This is a genomic window from Salegentibacter chungangensis (assembly GCF_042678405.1).
Lineage (GTDB): Bacteria > Bacteroidota > Bacteroidia > Flavobacteriales > Flavobacteriaceae > Salegentibacter_A > Salegentibacter_A chungangensis.
Genome location: NZ_JBHTLI010000001.1, coordinates 1,629,483 through 1,649,900, shown reverse-complemented (window position 1 = coordinate 1,649,900; position 20,418 = coordinate 1,629,483). Strand labels below are relative to the sequence as shown.

Here is a 20,418-nt window from a genome sequence, read left to right as displayed (position 1 = left end):
TTTGTGGTTACATGGTCTTTAGCTTTAAAAAGTGCTACAGATGGAATCCCTGAAGTTAAGCCTTCATTTCATAACTACCCCAACCCCTATTTTCTCTAATAAATACGGATTATGATCAATGATAAGGATATCATTGGCCTGGCCGAGTTTTTCGAGAATGGCATACAACAGGTCAATATCGGCATAATGCAGCCCGGTGCTGGGTTCGTCTAAAATATAAAGGGCATCGGCAGCCTGGTCCTGCAGCCAGTTCAATAACAATAACCGCTGTTTCTCTCCGGAAGAAAGGGATTGCACGGGCTGTTCCAGGTTAAGATGAGCCAAGCCGATCTCCTCGAGCTGATCCAGGAACCGGAGGCTGTGAGCAGGCATCCCGGGCTGTTCTAACCATTCTTTTAATTCCAGGATATTAAGGGCGAGAACCTCAGCGATATTTTTCGATTCCACCTTATACGTCAATATATCGGCCTGGTAACGCTGTCCCTTACAGACCTCGCATTTTTCAATGGCATTGGCCACGACATCCAGGCTGGTTTCAAGGTAACCCTTGCCCTTACAGTTCGGGCACTGGCTTGTTTTTGTTTTATAGGAAAAATCCCGGGCTTTAAGGCCCGATTGGTTTGCAAAGATCTTACTTATCTCTTTCAGCAGGTCCAGATAAGACACCAACAAGGTATTCGCATGCGATCTCAGCTTCTTAGACTCAAAATAATGCGCTCCTGCATACTTCTTTGGAAAGACTATGCTTTCACAATTTACCGGCCTGCCCGTCTCTATGCTTGGGATCAGGATATCCTTCACCAGGGTGGTCTTCCCGATTCCTGATTTCCCGCTTATGGCAGTAATTCCGCCAACAGGTACTTCCAGAGCTTCTCTTACCAGGCTGTGCCTGGACAGGTTCCTTATGCCGATATGCTCACTGCCTCCTTTCAGCTCTATCGCTTTGGATGGGGTTTTCAAATAAGGATGACAATCGGGCTGCTTCAGAAAATCCTGGGGACTCCCCTGGTAGGTGATATATCCTCCCAGCTTCCCCGCCTGGGGGCCGAGCTGTACCAGCTTGTCGGCCGCCAGAATGATCTCCTTGTTATGCTCGATCACAATAACCGTATTACCCTTTTCAATCAGTTCTTTCAGAATACTGATCAGGTCCGGAATATTATTATTGGATAATCCGGCTGAAGGTTCATCTAAAAGATAGGTGATCCCTTTCAGCGGACTGTTCAACTGTTTGATAAGCGCTACCCGTTGATTCTCCCCGCCGGAAAGAGTAGCAGATTTCCGGTTGAGTTGCAGGTGATCAATATGCAACTGACTGGCTCTTTTAATGGTATTGATCAAATGAGGCTGGATCCTGGAAATGAGCTTTTCATCCACTTCCTCCAGCTTATCATTAGCAGAAAGCCACTCTTCCAGAACATTAAAATCCATAGCTTTTATTTCGTGGATGGATTTTTTTCCGATCTGAAAGGCCAGTCGTTCCGGCTTTAAACCACTTCCCTCACAATGGCTGCATTCCGCAGGTGAGAATAGCGCCTTCAGCTTTTCAATGTTCTTATTTTTCCGCGTTTTATAATATTCCTCCTTTAAATAATGAAAAAGCCCTTTCCACTGCATCTTTACTTCCTGGGTGCCTTCCCTGGTTTTGGTTTTGAATTTCCAGTTGGCTTTCCATACAGTTTCGCCTGCCCCATAAAAAAGGATGTCCTTTTGCGGGTCGGTCAACTCATTGAAAGGCGTTTCAAGGCTGAAGCCATTTGCCGCACCCAATTCCTTAACAATAGCCATATACTGGCTGCCCGGGTGACCATAATAAGCCAGCGCTTTATTGTGCTCAAAGAGTCCGCCGGCTATGCTTTTTTCCTGATCAGCCACGATCTTTCCCAGATCTGGCAGCAATTCCCGGCCTATCCCATCGCAGACGGCACATTTCCCCAGTTCGTGATTGTTGGAAAAATGACTGGCCGATAACTCCTCCCCTTGGTACTGCGCCTTTCGGGAAAAGGCAAAGCGTAAGATCTTCTCTATTCCCGTTTGTTTGGCGATATCCGAACGCTCGGTAAAGCTTTTTTCTTTTCGGGTTACGCAAATCGTGGGGCTAAGTCCTTCAATATGCTCCACTTCAAACTGAAAATTAACCCCCACCCTGGACTGCTGGTAAGATGAAAACTGCCTGGTCATCTCCTGTAATCCGAAGCCGTGCAACGTGTCTATGACCAAAGAAGATTTTCCCGAACCCGAAATTCCGGTAACTACAGATAATTGATGCTTGGGAAGGTCTATGTCCAGGTCTTTAAGATGATGCGTCCGGGCACCTTTAATAGAAATTTTATCCCTGTTCTGCTCTAATGGTTTCCCGGGATCCAGGGCCTGAGATTTCAGTGCATTATCCACGAGCCTGTCACTAGAGGATTTAAAAAGGGGATGATTCTCAAAGCAAACAATGCCTGCTGTTTGTTTTTTGAGCTGGTGTAAGGCTTTTAGCAGCTGTCTCACATTTTGCTGATGCAGGCCAATACTCGGTTCCTCCAGGAGTAAAAGGGTCTTTTTCGATTGTTTAGCGAAATGTTTAGTGAGTTTGATACGTTGCGCTTCTCCCCCGGATAAAGTGTTGGAAGGCTGGCCAAGTTTTATATATCCCAGCCCCAATTGCAGCATCAGGGAAAGGATCCTGGTGAGCTGCTTTTCATCACTAAAAAAATCACAGGCCTCCTCTATGCTTAAGTTATAGATATCGGCAATATTTTTCTCATTCCAATGCACCTGTAGCACCTCAGGCTTAAAGCGCTTACCGTTGCAGCTCGGACAAACCTGGTTAATGGTACCCATCACATTCATAGAAAGGGTGATGACCCCCGCCCCTTCACAGGTTTCACATCTTCCACTTTTATTATTAAAAGAAAAGGCTCCTTTTGACAGTTTCAGGGATTTCGCTTCAGAAGATTTAGCCAGGAGATCACGAATCCTATTTGCCAAGCCGGTATAAGTGGCAGGATTACTCCTGGGCGTTTTACCAATGGGCTGATCTGATACACTAAGCATTTTCAGGTCTTCCTTTTCCACATACAGGGAAAGGGACTCCAGCATTTGTGGAGTTTTTCTGCCCACCGTGATCAATTCCCCCGGTTTAGGCTGAAATGATCCGGCTGAATCTATTTTAACAGCTGCCTCCGGCCCGGAAGATGCTTTTCGTAATTCATCCAGGGTGGGACTGGATAGGTCTTCGGCATTTAAAAAGTCCCGGACAGGTCCGTTGAAGATAACTTCTCCTCCAAAAGTTCCGGCGGCCGGACCTAATTCGACTATCCAATCTGCAGACCGGATGAAATTCAGGTCGTGCTCTACCACCATCACTGTATTTCCACGGCTTATCAGGCGATCGAGGATATTGCGTAAATAGTTTTGGTAATCTTCAGGTAAACCGATGGAAGGCTCATCAAAAACATACAGAATTCCCTGCAGGCTGCTGTTCACCTGTTTGATCAATTTGATGCGCTGCCCATCACCGGAAGAAATATCGGTACTTGCCGTACTTAACCGATAATCTTCCATCCCAAGCCGGATCAGATCATTCAATTGCAAGCCGATCTTATCGACCAGTACTTTTTCCCCGGCGTTAAGGTCACAGCTCCCGAGCCTGTTATATAATTCATTTAAGGGAAGTTCCATCCATTCCTGGAAGTTCAGCCCCTTCCACTTAAATTTCAGGTGTGCAGCTTTGATACGTGCGCCCTTACAATCCGGGCAAATCCTGGAACTCACAAACCTCAGAATGTTCTTATTACGATCCCGCTTTAGAATATCGTTCATAATGGGGAGCATACCTTTATAAAATCCCTCTTCTCGTGGTTTTGCCTTTAGGCCTTCCCATCTTAGGCGGGATTCTATACTATGCTTCCCATAAAACACCTTAATGCGCTCACTTCCGTTTAAGACCACATTCTTTTGTTCTTCGGTGAGATCTTTCCAGGGGATGTCTACGCTAAAGCCGTGTGCCTTGCATACTTTATTCATTTCCTCCATCGTGATCTGCGAGTAAACGATGTAGCCACCGGGCAAAGTTGTGGTAATGGCACCTTCCCTTAAGGTTTTATTCTCATCTCCCACCAGCTTATCAAGGTCTATGTATTCCGCCTCGCCAATTCCGTGACAACGCTCACAAGCCCCTTTTGGATGATTGAAGGAAAAGAGCGATTTGCTCATCGTCTCGGTGCCGGCATAGCGGGCAAATAATATTCTGAAAATAGCAGCAAGCTCCGAAAGGGTTCCGAAAGTGGCATTAATAGACTGAAAACGTTTAGACTGTTCCACCCTTATCACTGGCGGGAGCCCGATTATATCATCCACTTCGGCTGTGGGTATGGATTGGGCGTTTTGCTGGTTATAGGCCGGGAGGCTTTCCAAGAAGTAACGGTATCCTTCATTGGCAATTATATCCATAGCCAGAGATGATTTCCCGGAGCCGGATAAACCCGTCACCACGATCAACTGATTTTCAGGAATATCTACATCTATGTTTTTAAGATTGTTCTGGTGAGCATTGATGATGCGCATAAAGGGCTATGGTTTCTCTTTTAAAAAAATAAAGATAGAAAGATTATTACGGCTGAGAACAGGTTTTTTAAGAAAGCAAACATAAGTTCTAAGGAGATGTAAAATCCGAAATGAACAAGGGTATCAACTGCTAAAACACCTCCTGATATTTGTAAAACGAGCCAGATAGCAGCCACTGCTCCAAAAAAATCACTATCTTCAATAGGTTTTCCAATAATCCTGAAAACATTTAAATGAAACGGGGCTCAACATAGTCTCATTCCTTTTAAAACAAGCCTTTACAAAAATGCCTAATGAAAAAAGAAAAAAACATAGCCCTGGAGTTCGACGAGTTTTCGAAGAATTACACCAGCGATATGATTGGTTGTGTGCCTCATTACACAAAACTGGTTTCAAGCTTTACAGAATATCTGCCGGAGAATTTTAACCCGAAAAGCATTCTTGAACTTGGCTGTGGTAACGGAAATATCACAGCCCAGCTAATTTCCCATTTTCCAAATGCGACTTTCACTCTTGTGGATGCATCTGCCGAAATGCTTGAGCTATGTCGCAAACAATTTAAGGATCACCACGTGGTGTTTTCCAACAGCTATTTTCAGGACTTTCCGTTTAAAGAAGAGACTTATGATCTGATCGTTGCCGGTTTTAGTCTGCATCATCTTACCAATAAAGAGAAGCAAACTGTTTTTAAGCAAATTAATTCCGCTTTAAAAGAAGGCGGGATATTTTCGTATAGTGATCTGATGATAAGCAAAACCAATCCAGATCATCCAAAATTACTGAAACAATGGGGTGATTTTGTAAATGCTCATTTTCCCGATGGTGAAAAGTGGGCCTGGGTAATGGAACACTATGCAGCATACGATAAACCGGCAGATTATACCCTGCAGCTGGAATGGCTTAAAAAAGCCGGGTTCTCCTCTATTCACCTTCCCTTCCAAAAAGGTTTCTGGGTTTATCTCCAGGCAGAAAAATAAACTAAGGATATCAGCCGCAAACGATTTTTCGAAGGGAAAAATTTCCTTTCTTTTTAATATCCATTATTCCATATCTTGTGCTTTCAAATTAAAGGACTAAGTTTCTCTTTTTTTGAATTGCTGAATTTCTTAGCGGAAAGCTAAAAGCAAATTTCTAAGACTATGACCATTATCGTCCCGGCCAAAACTCAAACCGATTTTAAAATAATCGAACACCTCGCAAACCGTATCTGGACTGAGCATTATACTCCAATAATCGGAAAAGACCAGGTAAGCTATATGCTTCAGAAATTTCAGTCGGCCGCGGCCATTGAAGATCAGGTTCAAAACGGAATGGTCTATTATCTCCTGATCTATGAGGATAAAGAGGTAGGGTATTTTTCTTTCAGCAGGCAGGAAGGGGCGCTTTTTTTAAGCAAGATCTATGTTCTAAATTCCCTTAGAGGAAGAGGAATAGGCAGTGCTACAATTTCCTTTTTAGAAAAGCAGGCAAAAAAGCTTGACTTACATAAGATAAAACTGACCGTAAACAGGTTTAATTCGAGTTCTATTAAAGCCTATGAAAAAATGGGCTTTAAGAACGTTGGAACCACTGTACAGGATATTGGCGGTGGTTTTGTTATGGATGATTTTATTTTGGAAAAGCCTGTGAAATGATTATTAAGGGGAACTTTATATTTTTAACAACAAGAAACATTTTCGGAGACACGATAGCCTATTGGTATTTACTTAGCCAATGAGCCCCCTTAGTTTAACATTTAATCCCCTGCTTACGGCAGGCAACTTAAAGAAATAAAATGGAAACCAATTTCTTTGAAGAAGAAGATTTCAAAAACAAAGACTATACTTCAGCCCCGTTAACAAGAGGAGATTACGAAGTTTGTTCCTTCTTTAATTGTAATTTCTCAAGATCTGCCCTTTCGGAAATAAGGTTTATAGAATGTGATTTTAAAGATTGTGACCTAAGCAATGTCCACCTGGCTAAAACGTCCTTTCAGGATTGCAGTTTTGATAATTGTAAAATGATAGGCCTCAACTTTAGTGATTGTGAAAGCTTTGGCTTGTCGATAAAGGTTAAGGATTCTGTTTTAGATCATTCAGTTTTTTATAAGGTTAAAATGCCGAATTTAAAGATCCTGAATTCAAAGCTTCATAACACCGATTTTAGCCTTGGTACATATACAAATTCCGACTTTCGAAACTCCGACCTGTTGAACGCCGTTTTCCAGGATAGCAATCTCGAGGGTTCAGATTTCCGGAATTCTAAAAATTTCTCCATAAACCCGGAACACAATAATATTAAGAGGTGCAAATTCTCACTTTCAGAAATCAATGGGCTGTTACATAAATATGATCTGGTAATTGAGTGATACCCAGAGTCCTGCGGGACATTAAAAGTGGCTACTTTTCAAAAAAATATTTAACTTAAGCAGGAATTCGGAACATCACAGGCAGCGAAGTCAGCCTGGGTGTGCCGGGACTATTTTCAGGAATAAGCTTAAGTAACCTAATAAAAATGAAGTCCAGAAGCCTCTCGGTAATTGCAGGAAGCAGCTATCTCATCATATTTTTTTTGGCCATTTTCGCCAATTTTTTTGTGCTGGAATCGATTCTCGAAAATCCGCTTAAAACCGTCCAGGAAGATCAGCTGCTGGTTAGATTCGGCATCCTTGCCTTTATCTTAACTGTTGTTTTTGATGTTGTGGTCGCCTGGGCCCTTTTTGAACTATATAAAGAACACCCCTTGTCCCGCCTGAGCACCTTTTTCAGAATTATGCACGCGGCCATAATGGGTGTTGGCGTAGCCGCTCTTCCCTTGCTTTTTAGCTTAAACACTCCCCTGGAGATCCTTCAGCAGGTAGAAAATTTTAATACTATATGGCTTACCGGACTCTTCTTTTTTGGAATTCATCTTATCCTGCTCGCAAAAATCTTAGGTAAGCCTAAATGGATTGCAATTTTTCTCATTATTGCCGGCATAATGTATATGGCCGACACCGCGGCACATTTCCTGGTCGCAAATTATGAAGCATATGCACCCCTGTTCCTTGCCCTGGTTGCCGTTCCGAGTATTATTGGAGAAATGTCCTTAACGGTCTGGCTTCTGACAAAAGGCGGCAGGAACAACACCAATTTCACAAACTGATGATAAGGTTTTTTAAAAAAATAAGGCAGGGATTGCTCTTTGAAGGTAAATTCGGCAAATATCTGCTTTATGCCACAGGAGAGATCATCCTGGTCGTTATTGGTATCCTGATCGCCCTTGCTATCAATAATGCCAATCAGAAGCGCAGCATCAGGGAAAAGGAACAAACCTATTTAAAGGGATTAAAGGAAGAGTTTCAAACAAGTAAACTGAAACTGGCTGAACTGGTCAAGGTAAATCAGGCGAATTACAGAGGGGCCAGGCAAATAATCCTCTATATGTCTAATGATGATGAACCTCCAACAGAGGAAGTCTTTTCCCAGTTGATGTATAATACCTTTTCTTTCGATATTTCCTATAATCCTAATAATTCACTTTTAAATGAAATGATAAGTTCCGGAAGTTTAAAAGACATCTCCAATACCGAATTAAGAAATCGTTTAACCAACTGGATCGCAACTATGGAAGATATTTCAAAGCAGGAATACGAGCTGGGGCTTCAAAGAGAAAAGGTCCTGGACATGTTCAGGACAAATGAACAAAGTTTGCGAACCATCTTTGATCTGACAGGCACAAACCGGATGATTGAGCTGCCCAAAGCCGGAAAAAAGAACAGGCTTAGTAATTTAAGCCTGCTTAATTCCACGGAATTTGAGAATAATATCCTGATGTTTATCCTTACCAGCTATGCAACCGAAAAAACGCATTATGAACCTTTAATGGGGCAACTGGATTCCATTCTTGCAATGTTAAACACTGAAATACAGAGGTGAGCAACCGGAATATTTTAAATCGGGGCCAGGCCTGTTTGAATAAGGTTTGCGGCCTGCCATAATTGGCAGCAGGCAGCAACCCGGAATATTTAAGAATGTTATTATTTACTCGTTTTCCTCGTTTTCTAACCTGTAAATAATCTTCTTCATTTGAGCAATTTCCCGTTTCTGCGCCTCAATGATCTCCTTGGCCAGTTTCTGGGCTTCAGGATCCTTGATATCGGCTCTTTTACTCGTCATAATAGCGATGGAGTGATGCGGGATCATAGCTTTCATATACAACACATCCCCAATTGGTTTCTGGGCTCTTACCAGGTAAACAGCACTGGTAAATAGTAAAAGACTGCCAAGGTATATTGCCAGGTTCTTCTTCTTATTACGATACATCCCCAGCATAAGGGAAAGCATAATCACGGCCATTGCCGAAATACCAAGGCAGGTCATATAAAACCTAGTCAGGCTAAAATAGACATGGTCAAACTCATAGGTATTAAGGTACATCGTAATGTACATGGCAATAAACGACAGTAAAAGCATTAAAAAGAACTTGCCGTAGTTTCCTCCTTTATGATCTTTCATTATATATTGGTTTAGGTGGTTAGATTTATTTTTTAGTGATCTTCTTTTCAACTTTCCCACAATCAGGCATTTTATCCCCGAAATAAGGATTTACATCTCTTTCTACATCTGAAAACCAGTAAGCCCCCTTTCCGTCAAAGGCCATAGGGCAGTATTTTTTGTAGATGGTTCCTCCTGCGAGAACATCTTCGAACATACTCCCGGTCTTCTCTGTAAATTCTGCAAAGATCTCCCTCTGCTCTTCTAATTCTGAAGTATTTGAAAGTTTTTCAGCTAAAGATTTCAGCTCCTTTCTTTCCCCTTCAAAACTGGCTGCCATACTTTTGGCCGTTGCAGAGGCCTTTTTGGTATCCTTATTGGCAAGGGCCATTTTGATCTGTAAATAGTTATGGAAAATTTTACCGGTCATCCCATCCTTGAAATCCTGATCTGCAACGTCCGGGACTTTCTTTTTTTCCTTTTTCAACTCTTTAGGGGTATCTATTTTAACCGATTGCTTTTCCTGTCCGAAATTACAAGAAGCCGCAATAGCCCCTGTTAGTAAAGCTATAAATATTCTTTTCATAATTAATTAAATAAAAAGTGAGTGGATAAAAGTACAAGCCATATCTTCAATTTGTATTAAAATAATTTTAAAGTTTAAATTGAAAAGTGTAGAAAGCACAGGGAATATGATAGTTTTTTATCCTGAACATCCCCGAAACCGAAGTCCTGTATTGCCGGTTCAAAAGATTCATTAAGAATTTATTTCAAGCCTAATAGTTAGGTTATGGAATCCGGCAGGACCTTAACTTTCCAGTGGGGCCACCTCCGCTGCCTTAAAGCAGTGTAACATAATTTCCTTTTCTTTGTCTTTACAGAAAAACCACTTATGCCCAGTTCAGGATTGATCCTTCTAATCTTACTAAGCGCGAGCGCGAAGCTTTACTCCCAAATTCCGGATAAACTAAAACACAGTACCTGGGAACAGGAAGGTTATGATCGGGTTTTAGACATAAAGGATTCCACCTATGCCTATTACAACAAAAATGAATTCAGCTGCAGCAGCCTGGTGCAGGGAAATTTTAACGGGCGGTTCAGAATCATTGATGCTGATAGTTCTCATTTGGTTTTAAATCCCGGAGGTATTGTGAATTATCATTTTAGAAAGATTCCGGGCCTTCCGGATACTTGCCTGAAAGAAACCGTACAAAATGAAAAGTCGTTAGTGCTTAATTTTCAATCTTTCTGGCATACTTTCAATCGCAATTATGCTTTTTTTGAAAAAAGAGATCTCGATTGGAAAAAGCTATACAGAGATTACCTCCCAATTGTTGAAGGCTTAGAAACGGAAGCTGAGTTCGCCCTGATTTTAAAAGAGATCGCAGATAAGTTTGATGACGGGCATATAAGACTGGATATTCCAGCCCCTGTGCCAAAGACGCCGAAGACCCCAAAAAAGAGCCATAACAGGCTCTCTAAAGACCAGGTTCTTTCAGGCATTTATACAAATTATCTGGATAGCCTAGGTTCATATAATAACGGGGTGATACGTTGGGGAAGCTTAAAGAACACCGATATCGGCTATATTGCAATTACCGATATGAACGATCTTGCCAATTATGTGCCTGACCGATTCCAGCATTCAAAAAAGTTTGACAGTATTTACAACCGGGGTCAAGACCCGGTACAGCCCCTTGAGTATTTTCAGGATGAAATAGCCGGGGTGCAGCATATAATGCCCAGGATTCTCCGGGACCTCGGGCATTCAGATTCGATTATTGTCGACCTGAGGTTCAACGGAGGCGGGTATGAAACAGTTGCTTTAGAGTTATTGAGCTACTTTGTTTCAGAGGAAAAAGAGATCCTTTCCATAAAGGCGAAAATCGAAACGGCTTCACACCTGCCCAGAAATATTTCTTAAAGCCAAAGTCTTCGGAAGATAAAAAGATCTATTTGCTAATAAGCCCGTTTACAGCAAGTGCAGCGGAAATATTTGCCCTGGGCACGCTTCAATACTCCAATTTTGAACGAATAGGCTCCAGGAGTGCCGGTATATTTTCAGAAATATTATGGAAAAAGCTTCCTAACGGTTGGGAGTACAGTCTGTCTAATGAAGTCTACCGGGATCCCGACGGGCAAAGTTATGAAGGAAAGGGTATTCCCATAGACCGGGATTTAAACTACCCCGAAGAAAGATCAGCATTTTTCAGAGGCTTTTACGAAGAAGAGCGGTTTACTGATCAAGCCTTAGAAATTATAATAACAAGACATTCAAGGCATTAAGAATACTTCGTATAATCATTGGCAGCATTTCAAAGAAAATAATTAACTTCCCCGGCGAATAAGGTCTACGCCATAAGTTCAGATAGAACTGAACTCCCCTACTCCGGCTGCTTGTTTTTAGACAGGACCGTTATATACGATTATTAAGTAAATAAGGATTGCGAGAATAATTCAGCGGCAAGCCGAATCCTGTATTCTAAGAAGAGGTCGGGCTCATAGAATATGATGGGTCCAGGTTCTCTGAAATTAGAAGAATAGCATCCATATACAACTGATTCAGAGCTCAAAAAGCCCCGGAATGACCAAAAAAATAACAACCTACCTCTTTTTACTTTCAAGTATCAGCCTAATTGCAAAAACGGAGATCCGCGGCAGGATCATAGAAAAAGACACCCAGGAGCCTTTAGAGTTTGCAGAGATCATCCTGCAGGAGAAAAAATCCTCAGAACTTATTGGGGTTATGACAGACGAAAACGGCAGATTCAGTATTTCTGCACAACCCGGTAATTACTCCTTAAAGGTCTCCTATGTTGGTCAGATATTATATAGCCAGGATCTGAGTGTTACTGAAACACCCCTTATGCTTGGAAACATCGTCATTGAAAATTCCAATGAACTGGACGAGATCATTGTTGTCGCCAGAAAAAAACTCATCGAGCGGAAGGTGGATCGGCTGGTCTTTAATGTAGGGAATTCATCTAAAGCTTCCCAGGGAGATGCCTTGGCAGTATTGGGAGTGACCCCGGGGGTTCGCGTTCAGAATGATGAAATTTCTATGATCGGGAAAGGGAATATGCAGGTGATGGTAAACAACAGGATCGTCAAGTTATCAGGACTGGATTTGGTAAATTACCTGAGAGCTATCCCTTCAGAAAATATTCAGCGCGTTGAAGTGATCACCACTCCGCCGGCAAAGTACGAGGCTTCCGGTAATAGCGGCCTGCTGAACATCATCCTGAAAAAAGCAAGAAAAGATGCCTGGAGTGCGCAGGTAAAATCTACATATCAGCAACAGCGCTATCCAACCGGTATAATCACCGGTACATTTAACTATCATAAAGATAAATTAAGCCTGGGCACCAGGATATTCTATCTGAATAAGTTAGCCTATCTGGAAAATGAGCTAACCACTTTTTTCCCGGACGGGCGCTGGCAAACCTCCTCTCCAATCAAAATTGATATCTCTGGGCTGGCTGCAAGCCTGGACCTTGGATACCAGATCTCAAAAAACTGGGAAATGGGCGGGCAATACTATTATAACGGCAGCCGGGTGGAAATGAAAGATAAGTCCACTACCAGGGTTTTTGTCTATGACCATAATGAAGTATCAAGATCGCTCCAGACAGAGGGAGTCCTTCCCCAGTTCCCTAAAGTACACACCATTAATTACTATAATAAAATTTCGCTGGACAGCCTGGGAAGGGAGCTCACTTTGAACCTGGATTACTTCACTTATAAGAATTCTGACGAAAAAAACTATGAGGGCGTTGCCATTAATCAGGACCCGTATTCCAAACAGTTTTACCGTTCAAGGAATATTAACGACCAGAAGGTTGAAAACCTGTCGGCAAAGCTGGATATGGAATATCCCCTGGACTGGATAGATCTTGACTTTGGAGGGAAACTTTCCCATTCCACTTCCATAAACGATATCTCCTTCTTTAACAGCGGCCTTGTTGATGAACCTGTAACCGAGATTCCCGTCACAAGGAACGATTTTGAATATCAGGAAGAACTTCAATCCCTATATTTTTCAGCGAACAAAAAGATAAGTGATCAATGGACCGCGCAGTTTGGGATACGAATGGAAAACACCCTGGCTGATGCCCAATCACAGAGCCTGGACCTGGCTGATGAAAATGCTTACACCAACTTTTTCCCTACATTTTATTTGTCATACGATGCCACTGAAAACTCAAACTTTTCCCTGAACTATAGCAAAAGGATTGAACGGCCTACCTATTATGACCTGAATCCGAATATCTATTTTGTTGATCCGTTTCAATCTGTAGAAGGGAATCCGTATCTGGAACCGGCATTTATTGATAATATCGAACTGACCAACACCTATGAAAATTTCGTCACCAAGCTGTATTATACCTATGAAGACAACCTGTTTTCACAGGTACCATTACCCAACAGCACATCAAATGTGATCCGTACAACGGTCAGAAATTTCATAAATACCAGCCGCATCGGAATTTCCGAGAATTACACCTTCGATAAGATTGACTGGTGGAGCAGCAATAACAGCCTTGATATCAATTATTCTGAATCTGAATTTAACCTGGACCGGGAACAGGAAGACCAGACCGGGTTTAACGCTACCATTTCCACAAGTAATGATTTCAGCCTCAATCCTGATAAAACCTTTCTGGCAGGCTTAAACTATTGGTACGAATTTCCCGGCACAGATGGGATATTTGAAACCAGGGCCAGAAGTGCATTATCACTTTCGCTGCAAGCCCTGATGCTGGATAAAAACCTGAATATCACCTTAAGGGGGAATGATGTTTTTAAAACGGCTGTCGCCAGGCGTTCCACTAATGTAAATGGTGTGCTTCAGAAAATAGGCAACTACTATGCTACCAGGTCGCTTGTGCTTTCAGTTAGCTATAAATTTGGCAATAAGAATATTCAGGCAAAAGAGAACAAAACCGGGAATGAAGATGAAAAGAACAGGATATAAACTAATTAAACATCATGATGAAGTCATTCAAGTCAGGTTGAATGACTGAAATATTAAAAAATAATTAATTTCACGGCTAAATTAAAGTTTACCGCAACAGTTCGCCCCCTACTTCTGGAACTTGCATTAGCCGAATGCTAACAAGTAAACCCTCTAAACAAACCCATTATTTATTTTACAGATGAAAAAACAATTACTGATCCTTTTGCTCACAATTTTAAGCATTAACACTTACTCCCAGATTTCTTTCGAAAAGGGATATTTTATCAACAATTCAAATCAAAGAACGGAATGCCAAATTAAAAATGAAGACTGGAGAAACAACCCTACTGAGTTTGAGTACAGGCTTTCAGAAAACAGCAAACCTGAAAAAGCAAGAATTAATTCGGTTAAAGAATTTGGTATATACAATACTTCAAAATATTTTAAACACAGGCTAAGCATTGACAGGTCCAGTGACAAAATAAACGAAATGAGCTATGAGAAAAAACCCCTATTTGAAGAAGATGAGCTTTTCTTAAAAGTATTGGTTGAAGGTAAGGCAAATCTCTATGAATATGTGGAAGGTCCTTTAACAAGGTATTTTTATAACAAAAACAATTCTGATATTGAGCAATTAATCCATAAGAGTTATAAAAATGCTGATGGCGATGTTGCTAAAAATATGAGGTTCCGGCAACAATTATGGAATAACCTGAAATGCCCTCAATTCAAACTGAGTAAAATTGAAGATGTTGATTATAGTCAAACCGATCTGGTTAGATTCTTCACCGAATACAGTAATTGCAATAAGGCTAAGGTTACCACTTTCGAACAAAAAAAAGAAAGGGACTTCTTTAATTTAAGCCTTAGACCTCGTATGAACAGCTCATCTTTAGCACTGCAAAAATCAACATCAGGTTACACCTGGAATATTGACTTTGGGAATAAAACCGGGATTGCCTTTGGAGTGGAAGCAGAATTTATTTTGCCTTTCAATAAAAATAAATGGAGCCTCCTTATTGAGCCTACTTATCAAAATTTTAAATCAGAAAAAACGATAGAGGCTGAAAATGTTTCCGGAGGAAAGCTGAAAACCGAAGTGAATTATAGCTCTATTGAAATTCCACTAAGTCTAAGGCATTATTTCTATTTAAATAATAATTCAAAAATTTTTGCTGATATTTCCTATATCTTCGATTCAAGTTCCTCATCTCAAGTAAAACTTACCAGAGCTGATGACTCTGATCTTAGCACATTTGAACCCTTAGAAATTAAGTCAGGAAAAAGTGTAGCATTTGGAATTGGATATAAATTAAATGATAAATACAGCCTGGAACTCAGGTATCTGACAAGTAGAGATATTTTAACCAATTATTCTCACTGGGATTCAGATTATAAGACCTTATCGGTGATTTTTGGATATTCTATATTTTAAAGATCTCCCGTAAATAGTTCTAAACTTAATTAATGACCTATGGCAATCATTTTAAAGTCAGTAATTACCTGCCCAAAATGCGGACACAAAAAGGAGGAAGAAATGCCGGCAAATGCCTGTGAGTTCTTCTATACCTGTGAAAACTGTAAGCAGATCCTAAAGCCAAAGCCCGGTGACTGCTGCGTTTATTGCTCATACGGAACGGTCCCCTGCCCCCCAATTCAAAAAAATGCCGGTTGCTGCTGAAACAATTTTACGGGCCCGGAAAGTGATTACTTTCAAAGAAAATTATTAAATTCATTCCGGAACCGGATGTAAACCTGAAGACCTTCCCTACCTCCGTCAATTGGTACCCGGCACCGTTAATATTGATAGCAGACTTAAAAATTTTAATTATGAAAAACACAAGACTTATCATCATTCTGCTGGTGGCGGCAATTCTATTACTAATCCCCTTAGTAGCTATGCAGTTTACGGGAGAAGTGAACTGGACATTATCTGATTTTGCAGTAGGCGGGGTGCTTCTTTTCGGCACAGGACTCCTTATGGAATTCATTCTCCGGAAGAACAAGAAAACAAAACAGCGTATCTTATTATGTGCGGCCCTTATAGCGGTCTTTCTTCTTGTTTGGGCAGAACTCGCCGTTGGCGTCCTGGGAACTCCGTTTGCCGGAAGCTAATAGCGCTGCAACAAAGAACATATCGCATTCCACGCCTTGTATATTATCGAACCGATCAATCCTATTGATACGGCAAATATCCCTATGGGAAAAAATAAAAGAGATCCCGGTACATATGCAGAAAACTTAAAATCCTGCTGCCTAAAAAGAAGAACCAAAAGCCTCACTTTCATTTAATGATTATGAAAAGCTCAATTTTAATCACTTAGGTTTACAAAAATTAAATATCTTTAGGCTTCATATATCAAAAACCCCTTCAAAAACCACAAGTCTGCTCCTCCCTACCCTGCAGTTTGTGTTAGCCGGGACCGTGAACCTTATATTTCTAAATACAAACCAACACCCAATCTTTACTTCAATGAAAAGACTTTCAATCCTGTTTTTTGTGCTGCTTGGCCTTAACGCCTATGCACAGGAAGATTACGTGCTTCAGTTAAACGACAGTACTTACAGTATCTCTTTAGATAAGGAATACAGTTTTCCCGTAGACGGAAAAAGCATCAGTTTCAAGATCGTTTCCAAAGACACCCTTAGCTATGAAGATGATTTTTTCAGCTTCAACTATCCGAACGATTTTAAGGTCTCCAAGATGAAGATCGACGAGGGAATGGAACAAGTGATGCTGATGACGGCTGAAGGCTCGGGTATACTTATACAGAAGTACTCTACCATCAATCCAACAATGATGAATGAAATGCTTCTGAATGAAGTGACCAAGGAAAGCCTGAACTACGGCTTTAAAATGACCCGGGAAGATTATACCAGAAAGCTGAAATCAGGCCAGGAACTCGAGGTTTCCAAGGCTATCCTGAGGTATAAGGATGAAGTAAACACCTATGAGATCGCCTCTATTGGCAGGAAAGACGAGGGTATCCTGGTGATGACAATGACAATGGATGAAACCATAAATGAACAGGGCACCAGGATCATCGATATGATGTGGAACAGCCTTGAATACAAATAAAATAACCGATCAATTTCTCAACCCTCTAATTTCACGAAATGAAGAAAATCCTGTTAAGCCTTGCCATTATTCTAAGCATAACCTCTGTTGCGCAGGCTCAGAGTCAAAACACATATGATGCTGCCCTGAAAGAAATGTTTGAACTCAATGGTTCGGAAGAAGCCTACAAAACCGTGATAAGGGAAATGGTAAAAATGCAAAAAGAACAATACAGCAATATTTCAGAGGAGATCTGGGATGATGTAGAAAAAGAATTCCTGAAAACCTCCCTTGACGATCTGGTACAGATGCTCTCTCCGGTTTACAAGAAGTATATGAGCCAGAGTGACCTAGAAGAGATCACCGCTTTTTACAGGACCCCGGCGGGAGAGAAACTTGCCAAAAACACCCCGATGATCCTGCAGGAATCGATGCAGGTAGGCCGCGAATGGGGAAGACAGCTGGGCGAGGATTTCGAAAAGAACCTGAGAGAAAAAGGTTTATTAAATTAAAACAGCCTTCTGTAATTTTCAATAACACCTAATGAATAAGCTTATTTTCTTTTCCCTGTTCCTCCTTTTTTGTGCCAAAGTCACTGCGCAAGACAAGATTACTATTCAAAGTGGAAAATCATACCCTGAAAATCAGCAGGGCATCAGTGAATTCTACTTCGTACATCAGACTTTTGCCGATGCGTTTTATATGACCGATCTGTACAAACAACTCTCTGATGACCAAATGTTCAATATCCTTAATAAAGTTTATCACAGTGTTACGGCAAACAACAAGGTATTAGCAATAATAGAACAAGATAAAGGTCCGGCTGCCAGGCTGGGTTTCCAGATTTTTAAAAATACTGAAATTGGAGATATTCTTGTTCTGGGCACTAATTTCAATTCGAAAAAAAGAATCTTTGAAAAGGAGGTAGATCCAAACCAATCTATCTACAGATGGTATGCTATTAAAAAAAATAAACTTGTATATCGTAAAGATCTCTACTCTAAAGAAGCCGAGGAGAAAGCCCGGAATGAAAATGCATATTCATTAATAGATATGTATCTGTTTGATGATAATTTCGAGAATGACAAACAGGTAAAACACTTAATAGATGAGCTTTTATCCAACACTAATGATGAAGTTGATAAACTTTACGCCTATTGTTGATAAACTTTACGCCTATTTATATTTAGGAGAATACTGGCTCTTTAATGCAGACCTGAAAAAAGCCGAAGAATCAGTTGAAGATTTAGAGGATTTTTTCGAGCAAAGTCAGGGCATCCCAAAGAGATACTCTTTAATGGTCAATATGGCCAAGACAGAATTAGAAATGATGAAGCGCTTTAATTCCAATATGTAATACTTAAAAGAATAAAAAATTATGGGAATATTATCATCTATACTCGGTAATGCCGGGGTTGTAGACAAAGAGAAACTTACTGCCGAATATGCCCAACTTCTTGTTGAAGGCGAAGACATCGAAATAGGCTTTAAACTGGTCAGGGATACTTTCATCTTTACCAACAAGCGACTGATCCTCATCGATAAGCAGGGGCTTACCGGCAGAAAGACCGAATATTTTTCGGTGACCTACCGCAGCATTACCCGTTTTAGTGTGGAAACCGCCGGCACTTTCGACCTGGACGCAGAGCTGAAAATATGGATCTCGGGAGAAGCCCAGCCAAGTATTCAGAAAAGATTCAACAAATCGGTAAACGTCTACGACGTGCAGAAGTTACTGGCGCAATATGTATTGCAATAAACCACAATCGGGAGCTGCAACCATTCCTAACATCGATAAGCCGGTATCCTGATTAAAAAACTAAATATCCAAACGACTTTAAGGAGGCAGTTCTTCCCTACTCAATGCCTGTCACAGTCCACTTCAACCAAATACTGTTCAAAATGAAAAACGACTTACAAAAGATTAATCTTAATATCCTGATAGCAGGTTTTCTTCTTTTTCTTATGAGCTTCTCTGCTCTTTATGCACAATCTAAGGCAGAAAAGATCGAGAAGCTGATGCAAACCTATCACAAATATGGCCAGTTTAACGGCTCTGTGCTGGTTGCTGAGAACGGGAAAGTGATCTATAAAGACGGGCTGGGAATGGCTAATATGGAATGGGATATTCCTAACACGGCCAATACCAAACATCGCCTGGGGTCTATCACTAAGCAATTTACCGCAAGCCTTATCATGCTGCTCGCAGAAGAAGGCAAGCTGGACCAGCAGAAACCGGTGAGCACTTATTTACCGGATTACCCGAAACCAATGGGCGATGAAATTACCATACATCATTTGCTTACCCATACTTCGGGAATTCCTAATTACACTTCTTTCCCGGGTTTTTTCGAGGAAAAAAGCAGGGATCCCTATAAACCCGAAGAATTTGTAGAGACTTTTGCCGATTCCAGTCTTCAGTTTACTCCCGGCGAGAAATTCGCCTATTCCAATTCGGGTTATTTTCTCCTGGGATACATCATCGAAAAGGTGACGGGAAAGCCTTATGAAGAGGTGCTTCAGGAAAAGATCCTCACCCCCCTGGGAATGAAGGATACAGGTTATGATCACCAGGAAACCATCCTGAAGAACAGGGCTTCCGGTTATGAAAAAACCGGCAACGGATACCGGAATGCTCCCTACCTGGATATGAGCATCCCTTATGCTGCAGGATCGCTCTACTCCACTGCCGAAGATCTTTACAAATGGGACCAGGCGCTTTATACCGGGGAGATACTTTCAGAAGCATCAAAGAAAAAGATGTTCACGCCGCAGGTTCCGAACGGAAGCGGTGGTTACGGCTATGGCTGGGGGATGAACTATTCCAAACTTGAAAATTCAAAAGACAGCATTCTCACCATTGGTCACGGTGGCGGAATTAATGGTTTTAACACCAATATCATAAGGGTGCCGGAAGACAGGAACCTTCTTGTATTGCTCAACAATACCGGCGGGGCCAACCTGAGCGATATAGGTGAGAATATTAAGCACATCCTTTATAACGAATCCTACGAACAACCGAAAAAGTCGGTTGCAAAAGAGCTCCTGTCCACCATTGCGGAACAGGGCTTAGAAGCAGCCCTTGCCCGATTCAAGGAATTAAAAAGTGACGATCAATATGCCCTTAGAGAAAATGAAATTAACATTGCCGGCTATCAGTTGCTTAGAACTGGAATGACCAAAGAAGCCATCGCAGTATTCAAGCTCAATGTCGAGGAATTCCCCGAATCAGGAAATGTTTATGACAGTCTGGGAGAAGCCTATATGGAAGACGGAAATATTGAAATGGCAATAAAGAATTATGAAAAATCTGTAGAGATCGATCCCGGCAACAACAACGGGGCGCAGATCCTGAAAGACCTGAAAGCAAAACGAAAATCAAAATAATATTAAGT

20 protein-coding genes are annotated in these 20,418 nt (G+C 41.3%); 17 read left to right on the top strand and 3 right to left on the bottom strand.

Annotated elements, in window-relative coordinates; all coding sequences use genetic code 11:
• Positions 1–63: 63 nt before the first annotated feature.
• Positions 64–4,554 (bottom strand): ATP-binding cassette domain-containing protein, encoded by a 4,491-nt coding sequence (locus ACFQ3Q_RS07520; RefSeq protein ID WP_380744455.1) that lies wholly within the window; start codon positions 4,552–4,554, stop codon positions 64–66.
• 293 nt (positions 4,555–4,847) lie between these two features.
• Between ACFQ3Q_RS07520 and ACFQ3Q_RS07515 the strand changes: the two genes are divergently transcribed.
• The 5 genes from ACFQ3Q_RS07515 (at position 4,848) to ACFQ3Q_RS07495 (ending at position 8,450) form a co-directional block, all read left to right on the top strand.
• Positions 4,848–5,531 (top strand): class I SAM-dependent methyltransferase, encoded by a 684-nt coding sequence (locus ACFQ3Q_RS07515; RefSeq protein WP_380744453.1) that lies wholly within the window; start codon positions 4,848–4,850, stop codon positions 5,529–5,531.
• 162 nt (positions 5,532–5,693) lie between these two features.
• Positions 5,694–6,188: a GNAT family N-acetyltransferase gene (locus ACFQ3Q_RS07510; protein ID WP_380744451.1), complete on the top strand. Its 495-nt coding sequence runs from the start codon at positions 5,694–5,696 to the stop codon at positions 6,186–6,188.
• Between the two features lie 140 nt (positions 6,189–6,328).
• Entirely contained in the window at positions 6,329–6,901 is a 573-nt protein-coding gene (locus ACFQ3Q_RS07505; protein WP_380744449.1) for a pentapeptide repeat-containing protein, read from the top strand.
• Positions 6,902–7,047: 146 nt separating this feature from the next.
• Positions 7,048–7,677 carry a DUF4386 domain-containing protein gene (locus ACFQ3Q_RS07500; RefSeq protein ID WP_380744448.1) on the top strand — a complete coding sequence of 210 codons (630 nt, stop codon included), beginning with the start codon at positions 7,048–7,050 and terminating at the stop codon, positions 7,675–7,677.
• Positions 7,677–8,450, top strand: a complete 774-nt coding sequence (locus ACFQ3Q_RS07495) for a DUF6090 family protein (protein WP_380744446.1) — start codon at positions 7,677–7,679, stop codon at positions 8,448–8,450. Before ACFQ3Q_RS07500 ends, ACFQ3Q_RS07495 begins: the two co-directional genes overlap by 1 nt.
• A 105-nt stretch (positions 8,451–8,555) precedes the next feature.
• Here ACFQ3Q_RS07495 and ACFQ3Q_RS07490 read toward each other — a convergent pair whose 3' ends face one another.
• Together ACFQ3Q_RS07490 and ACFQ3Q_RS07485 are read right to left on the bottom strand one after the other, a co-directional pair.
• A complete protein-coding gene (locus ACFQ3Q_RS07490; protein WP_380744444.1) occupies positions 8,556–9,029 on the bottom strand; it encodes a DUF305 domain-containing protein in 474 nt (157 codons plus the stop codon).
• A 25-nt stretch (positions 9,030–9,054) separates the two neighbouring features.
• Positions 9,055–9,594: a DUF3347 domain-containing protein gene (locus ACFQ3Q_RS07485; RefSeq protein ID WP_380744442.1), complete on the bottom strand. Its 540-nt coding sequence runs from the start codon at positions 9,592–9,594 to the stop codon at positions 9,055–9,057.
• A 306-nt stretch (positions 9,595–9,900) separates the two neighbouring features.
• Between ACFQ3Q_RS07485 and ACFQ3Q_RS07480 the strand changes: the two genes are divergently transcribed.
• The 12 genes from ACFQ3Q_RS07480 (at position 9,901) to ACFQ3Q_RS07425 (ending at position 20,410) form a co-directional block, all read left to right on the top strand.
• Complete coding sequence (locus ACFQ3Q_RS07480) at positions 9,901–10,932, top strand: S41 family peptidase (RefSeq protein ID WP_380744440.1); 1,032 nt, start codon at positions 9,901–9,903, stop codon at positions 10,930–10,932.
• Positions 10,933–10,964: 32 nt separating this feature from the next.
• Positions 10,965–11,294, top strand: a complete 330-nt coding sequence (locus tag ACFQ3Q_RS07475) for a S41 family peptidase (RefSeq protein ID WP_380744438.1) — start codon at positions 10,965–10,967, stop codon at positions 11,292–11,294.
• A 298-nt stretch (positions 11,295–11,592) separates the two neighbouring features.
• Entirely contained in the window at positions 11,593–13,983 is a 2,391-nt protein-coding gene (locus tag ACFQ3Q_RS07470; RefSeq protein ID WP_380744436.1) for a TonB-dependent receptor domain-containing protein, read from the top strand.
• 181 nt (positions 13,984–14,164) lie between these two features.
• A complete protein-coding gene (locus ACFQ3Q_RS07465) occupies positions 14,165–15,400 on the top strand; it encodes a tRNA modification GTPase (protein ID WP_380744434.1) in 1,236 nt (411 codons plus the stop codon).
• A gap of 39 nt (positions 15,401–15,439) precedes the next feature.
• A complete protein-coding gene (locus tag ACFQ3Q_RS07460; RefSeq protein ID WP_380744432.1) occupies positions 15,440–15,646 on the top strand; it encodes a GDCCVxC domain-containing (seleno)protein in 207 nt (68 codons plus the stop codon).
• Between the two features lie 149 nt (positions 15,647–15,795).
• On the top strand, positions 15,796–16,080 hold the full coding sequence (locus ACFQ3Q_RS07455) for a hypothetical protein (RefSeq protein ID WP_380744430.1): 285 nt from the start codon (positions 15,796–15,798) through the stop codon (positions 16,078–16,080).
• Between the two features lie 358 nt (positions 16,081–16,438).
• Positions 16,439–17,044: a hypothetical protein gene (locus ACFQ3Q_RS07450; RefSeq protein WP_380744429.1), complete on the top strand. Its 606-nt coding sequence runs from the start codon at positions 16,439–16,441 to the stop codon at positions 17,042–17,044.
• Between the two features lie 38 nt (positions 17,045–17,082).
• Positions 17,083–17,535 (top strand): DUF2059 domain-containing protein, encoded by a 453-nt coding sequence (locus tag ACFQ3Q_RS07445; RefSeq protein ID WP_380744427.1) that lies wholly within the window; start codon positions 17,083–17,085, stop codon positions 17,533–17,535.
• A 31-nt stretch (positions 17,536–17,566) separates the two neighbouring features.
• Complete coding sequence (locus ACFQ3Q_RS07440) at positions 17,567–18,187, top strand: hypothetical protein (protein WP_380744425.1); 621 nt, start codon at positions 17,567–17,569, stop codon at positions 18,185–18,187.
• Positions 18,153–18,380, top strand: coding sequence for a hypothetical protein (locus ACFQ3Q_RS07435; RefSeq protein WP_380744423.1), 228 nt, complete (start codon positions 18,153–18,155; stop codon positions 18,378–18,380). Before ACFQ3Q_RS07440 ends, ACFQ3Q_RS07435 begins: the two co-directional genes overlap by 35 nt.
• A 21-nt stretch (positions 18,381–18,401) precedes the next feature.
• A complete protein-coding gene (locus ACFQ3Q_RS07430) occupies positions 18,402–18,782 on the top strand; it encodes a PH domain-containing protein (RefSeq protein WP_380744421.1) in 381 nt (126 codons plus the stop codon).
• Positions 18,783–18,925: 143 nt separating this feature from the next.
• Complete coding sequence (locus ACFQ3Q_RS07425; protein WP_380744419.1) at positions 18,926–20,410, top strand: serine hydrolase; 1,485 nt, start codon at positions 18,926–18,928, stop codon at positions 20,408–20,410.
• Positions 20,411–20,418: the final 8 nt, after the last annotated feature.